The 5,151-nt window shown below is 72.8% G+C and carries 4 protein-coding genes and 1 tRNA gene; all 5 read left to right on the top strand.

Annotated features, from left to right (window positions below):
• Positions 1–31: 31 nt before the first annotated feature.
• The 5 genes from AE652_RS34445 (at position 32) to AE652_RS34425 (ending at position 4,418) form a co-directional block, all read left to right on the top strand.
• A complete protein-coding gene (locus tag AE652_RS34445; protein ID WP_049658852.1) occupies positions 32–709 on the top strand; it encodes an alpha-ketoglutarate-dependent dioxygenase AlkB in 678 nt (225 codons plus the stop codon).
• Between the two features lie 187 nt (positions 710–896).
• The gene (locus tag AE652_RS34440; RefSeq protein WP_049658849.1) at positions 897–1,766 is read left to right on the top strand and encodes an acyl-CoA thioesterase II; all 870 of its coding nucleotides are present in this window, start codon (positions 897–899) and stop codon (positions 1,764–1,766) included.
• A 179-nt stretch (positions 1,767–1,945) separates the two neighbouring features.
• Positions 1,946–2,737: a DUF1684 domain-containing protein gene (locus AE652_RS34435; protein ID WP_049658848.1), complete on the top strand. Its 792-nt coding sequence runs from the start codon at positions 1,946–1,948 to the stop codon at positions 2,735–2,737.
• Between the two features lie 105 nt (positions 2,738–2,842).
• Positions 2,843–4,207, top strand: a complete 1,365-nt coding sequence (locus AE652_RS34430; protein WP_082346162.1) for an MFS transporter — start codon at positions 2,843–2,845, stop codon at positions 4,205–4,207.
• A 137-nt stretch (positions 4,208–4,344) separates the two neighbouring features.
• Positions 4,345–4,418: transfer RNA gene (locus tag AE652_RS34425), tRNA-Pro, on the top strand.
• Positions 4,419–5,151: the final 733 nt, after the last annotated feature.

Genomic DNA, 5,151 nt, shown 5'->3' with positions numbered 1-5,151 from the left:
GCGGGAGGATGGTGGGGTGATCCAGGGCGAGCTGTTCGGTGATCCGGGTGGGTCCCCGGCCGCGCGCGAGCGCTCCGAGCCGGCCCCCGGCGCCGTCCTGCTGCCCGGCTGGCTGGACCTCGACGCGCAGCGGCGCCTGGTCACCGCCTGTCGGGAGTGGGCCCGCCCGCCGGCCGGTCTGCACGCCGTGCGGATGCCCACCGGCGGGATGATGTCCGTCCGGATGGTGAGCCTCGGCCTGCACTGGTACCCGTACGGCTACCGGGAGGTCGCCGAGGACGGCGCGCCCGTCAAGCCGTTCCCGCGGCTGCTCGGGGACCTGGCGCGCAGGGCCGTCGCCGAGGCGTACGGGGCCGCGCTGGGGGAGGTCGCGGGGGCGGCGTCGTACGCGCCGGACATCGCGATCGTCAACCACTACGCGCACGGCACGAAGATGGGCCTCCACCAGGACCGCGACGAGCGGGCGGACGCGCCGGTGGTCTCGCTCTCGCTGGGCGACGGCTGCGTCTTCCGGCTCGGGAACACCGAGACCAGGACCCGGCCGTGGACGGACCTGGAGCTGCGCAGCGGCGACCTGCTGGTGTTCGGCGGCCCGGCCCGGTTCGCGTACCACGGGGTGGTGCGGACGCTGCCGGGGACGGCCGATCCGGCGCTGGGGCTGCTCGGGCGGCTCAACATCACGGTGCGGGAGTCGGGGCTGGGGGCGTAGCCGGAGGTCGTGCGGCCGGTGGGGGCCTCCTGGCCGCCCGGGCCGTCCCGTCCGTCACCTGCTCGTCGGCTCGCCTACTCGTTCGAGTGAACTGGGCGTTCCGGACCGCTGCGCGGGAATGACCCGGGTCGCCAAAGGATTCGATTGAGCTGGAGAATTGTTCGGAGTCCGGAGAGGAAACGTGCCCATGGGTACCCCCGTCGACGACCTTGTCGATCTGCTCGACCTTGAGCAGATCGAACTCAACATCTTCCGTGGGCGCAGCCCCGAGGAGGCGCTGCAACGGACGTTCGGCGGCCAGGTCGCCGGGCAGGCGCTGGTCGCGGCGGGGCGCACGGTGGACGACGAGCGCCCGGTCCACTCGCTGCACGCCTACTTCCTGCGCCCCGGGGTCCCCGGCGTGCCGATCGTCTACCAGGTCGACCGGATCCGTGACGGCCGGTCCTTCACCACCCGCCGGGTGCTCGGCATCCAGGGCGGCCGGTCGATCTTCGCCCTCACCGCCGACTTCCACAGACCCGAGGAGGCCGGCATCGAGCACCAGTACCCGATGCCGCCCGTCGCCGCCCCCGAGGAGCTGCCCAGCGCCCTGGACGAGGTCGGCTCCCGGCTCGGCGAACTGCCCCCGTTCATCAGCCGCCGCCAGCCCTTCGACATCCGCTACGTCGACCGGCTGCGCTGGACGAAGGAGGAGCTGGAGGGCGTCGAGGCGCGCAGCGGTGTCTGGCTGCGCACCAACGGCCCGCTGCCGGACGACCCGCTGATCCACGTCTGCGCCCTCACCTACGCCAGCGACATGACGCTGCTGGACGCCGTCCGCGCCCCGGTCGAGCCGCTGTGGGGCGAGCGGAGCTTCGACATGGCCTCGCTCGACCACGCGATGTGGTTCCACCAGCCGTTCCGGGCGGACGACTGGCTGCTGTACCAGCAGGAGTCCCCGATCGCGCACGGCGCGCGCGGCCTGGCCCGCGGGCAGATCTTCGACCGGCACGGCCGGCTGGTGGTGTCCGTGGTGCAGGAGGGGCTGTTCCGTCCGCTGAAGCGCCGTGAGGGGTAGGTGTGTGGCCGGAGTGGTGCCCCGTGTTGTGCCCGGTGTCGGCGCGTTGCCGCCGTGTTGCGGTTTCGGCGACATCGGGCCGACGGGAATGATCCGTCCGCGCGGACGGTGTTCTGGATGACGGAGGACGGGCGGCCCGAACAGCGGGCCGTCCACGGACCGACCGGGAGGGTGGACCGATGACGGAGACGGCCGCGGAGGACTGGAAGCACTGGAGTGACGGCCGGGCGGCGTCGGTGAGCGCGCAGCACGGCCAGCTCGCACTCACCGGCACGCACTGGCTGGAGCCCGAGCCCGCCGAGATCCCCGGCCTGCCCGGGCGCTGGTGGGCCGACGCCGAGGGCGTCCGGGTCCGGGCGGCGGCGTCCGACGGCATCACGGTCGACGGTGCCGACGCACCGGTGGACGGCGAGGCGCTGCTGCGCCCGGACAGCGACCCGGCCGCCGACACCGCCGTCCTGGGAGACCTGCTGCTCGTCCCGATCGAGCGCGAGGGCGAGCTGGCCCTGCGGGTCTTCGACCCGGCCGCACCCCGTCGGACGGCGTTCGCGGGCATCTCCGCCTTCCCGTACGCGCCCGAGTGGGCCGTGCCCGCCGTCTTCACCCCGTTCGAGGACGACGACGCCCGGTCGGTCGTCGTGCCGAACGCCGACGGCCGGGAGCGCCCGCTGGCCGTCTCCGGGCAGATCGCCTTCACGGTGGCGGGCGAGCACCGCACCCTGACCGTCAGCCGGTCGGGCGATCGGCTCAGCGGCGTGATCGCGGACACGACCAGCGGCATCGACACCTACCGCTTCCGCTTCATCACCCTGCCCGCACCCGACGCCGAGGGCCGCACCGTCCTCGACCTCAACCGGGCCTACCTGCCGCCGTGCGCCTTCTCGGACCACTTCATCTGCCCGTTCCCGCCGCCGGGCAACCGGCTGGACTTTGCGGTGGAGGCGGGAGAGAGGCAGGTGCTGAGCCGGTAGCGGGGGCCTCGCGGGTGGGGCCGGGGCGTCGCGGGCGGGGGCGGGCTTTCGCTGGGGCGGCCCCGGTGCGGGGCCGTCCGGGGGCGGAGCGGAGCATGAGGGACTATGTCGAACAATCAACATTCCACGCCGTCCCCCGCGCCCGCCCCGTCCCCCGCATCCTCCGCCGCCGATCCCGAACCCGAACCGGAACCCGGACCGGGGGACGGACCCGGGCCGGAGGCGGCCGCCGGCTCCCCCTGGTACCGGCGGGCCTTCGCCGACCTCAGCCCGCTGCGCGACCACCCCGACTACCGCCGGGTCTGGGCCGGACAGGCCGTCTCCTCCATAGGCCAGCAGATGACGGCCGTCGCCGTCTCCGTCCAGGTCTACGACCTGACCGGCTCCGCCTTCGCGACCGGCCTGGTCGGCATCTTCTCCCTCGTCCCACTGGTCGCCTTCGGCCTCTACGGCGGCGCGATCGCCGACACCGTCGACCGGCGCCGGCTGGGCCTGCTCGGCTCGGCCGGTCTGGCGGTCGTCTCCGCCGCCCTGGCCGCGCAGGCGCTGGCCGGCCTCGGTCTGGTCGCCGTCCTGTACGCCGCCGTCGCCGTCCAGGCCGGCTTCTTCGCGATCAGCTCGCCCGCCCGCTCCGCGATGATCCCCCGCCTGGTGCCCAGCCACCAGCTCCCGGCGGCGAACGCCCTGAACACCGTCAGCATGAACCTCGGCCTCACCGTCGGCCCGATGCTCGGCGGCGTCCTCATCGGCGCCTACGGATCCCAGGCCGCCTACCTGGTCGACACCGTCGCCTTCACCGGCACCCTCTACGCGATGTGGCGCCTGCCCGCCATGCGGCCGCTCGGCGAGCGCAAGGGCCGCGCCTCCGTCCTCGACGGCCTCCGCTTCCTGCGCGAGCAGCCCAACCTGCGCACCAGCTTCCTCGCCGACCTGGCCGCGATGGTCTTCGGCATGCCGCGCGCCCTCTTCCCGGCCATCGCGGTCACCTTCTACGGCGGCGACGCCGGCACCGTCGGCCTGCTGGTCTCCGCCCCGGCCGTCGGCGCCCTGATCGGCGCGCTCTTCTCCGGCTGGGTCGGCCGCGTCCACCGCCAGGGCGTCGCCGTCCTCGCCGCCGTCGCCGCCTGGGGCCTGGCCATCGCGGCCTTCGGCGCCCTCCACAACCTCTGGCTCGGCCTCCTGCTGCTCGCGGTCGCGGGCTGCGCCGACACCGTCAGCATGATCTTCCGCAACACGATGATGCAGGTCGCGGCCCCGGACGAGATGCGCGGCCGCCTCCAGGGGATCTTCATCGTGGTCGTCGCCGGCGGCCCCCGCCTCGGCGACTTCGAGTCCGGCACCGTCGCCGCCCTCACCAACCCCGCCACCTCCGTGATCACCGGCGGCCTCGCCTGCGTCGCCGCCGTCCTCCTCCTCGCCGCCCGCCGCCCCGCCTTCCTCACCTACGACGCCCGCCACCCCACCCCCTGACCCACCCCACTCCCCGAACCTGGCAGCGAGCACCCCCCGACGTGCTGTATTGTTTTCCACGTCGCCGGGACAACCGGAGACAAGGTCGAGAAGCCCACAGCAGAGCCCCCCAGGCCCCGCTGCAGGCACCGAGACCACGGGACGTGGCGCAGCTTGGTAGCGCACTTGACTGGGGGTCAAGGGGTCGCAGGTTCAAATCCTGTCGTCCCGACGTAAGTCGGAAAGGCCGTTGGCCGGGAGAAATCCCAGGTCAGCGGCCTTTTGCATGACATGGCGTCAGATTCCATGAGCGTTCGTTCGTATGCGCTTGGGGACCAGATGGGGACCAAGCAGCTCCGGAGTGGTCGAGTTCGGGGGGCAAGCCCCCCTTCGAGCGGCGCTTCCGGCCCCGAAATTGACTACCCGCAGTGACCGATATCCAATCGTAACCAACGGTTTTTCGACACCCCGTGACGCAATCCGGCCATCCTTTCGGGCAGTTGGGCGACCGCCCTCGAATCTGTCAAGACGTCAGACGATTTCGTGACCTCGCGCCGGAGGCGTCGCCCGGGACCTTCCGGATACCTCCATAAGCTCGGATCAGGCCAGTCCGTGGCTCCCGACCGTCTACAGACGGTGACCATTGCCTAGACGGCGCGAGGGGGAGCCGACCCGACGACCACGAGTATGGAGTCCGCGGAGCGCCGGCGGGCGAGTTCCGGTGCAGCGGAGCCGGCCCACGGGCAGAGGAAGGTGCCGCACCGGGACGGTGCGGAGCGACGCCCGAGGTGGTGCTCGGTGTGGTGACGGGCCCGCGGTTGCGATAGTGCCGCACCGGAACGGTGCGGAGCGACCTCCGACTTGCGCGGGTCTCCGAAGCCGGTGTCGGGGCCGCTGCGGTGGTGCCGCACCGGGACGGCGCGGAGCGATTCGACTACGGCTTCATCGACGAGAGCCACGAGTTC

This window comes from Kitasatospora sp. MY 5-36 (assembly GCF_001182915.1).
Lineage (GTDB): Bacteria > Actinomycetota > Actinomycetes > Streptomycetales > Streptomycetaceae > Kitasatospora.
This window is presented reverse-complemented; position numbering and strand designations above follow the sequence as displayed.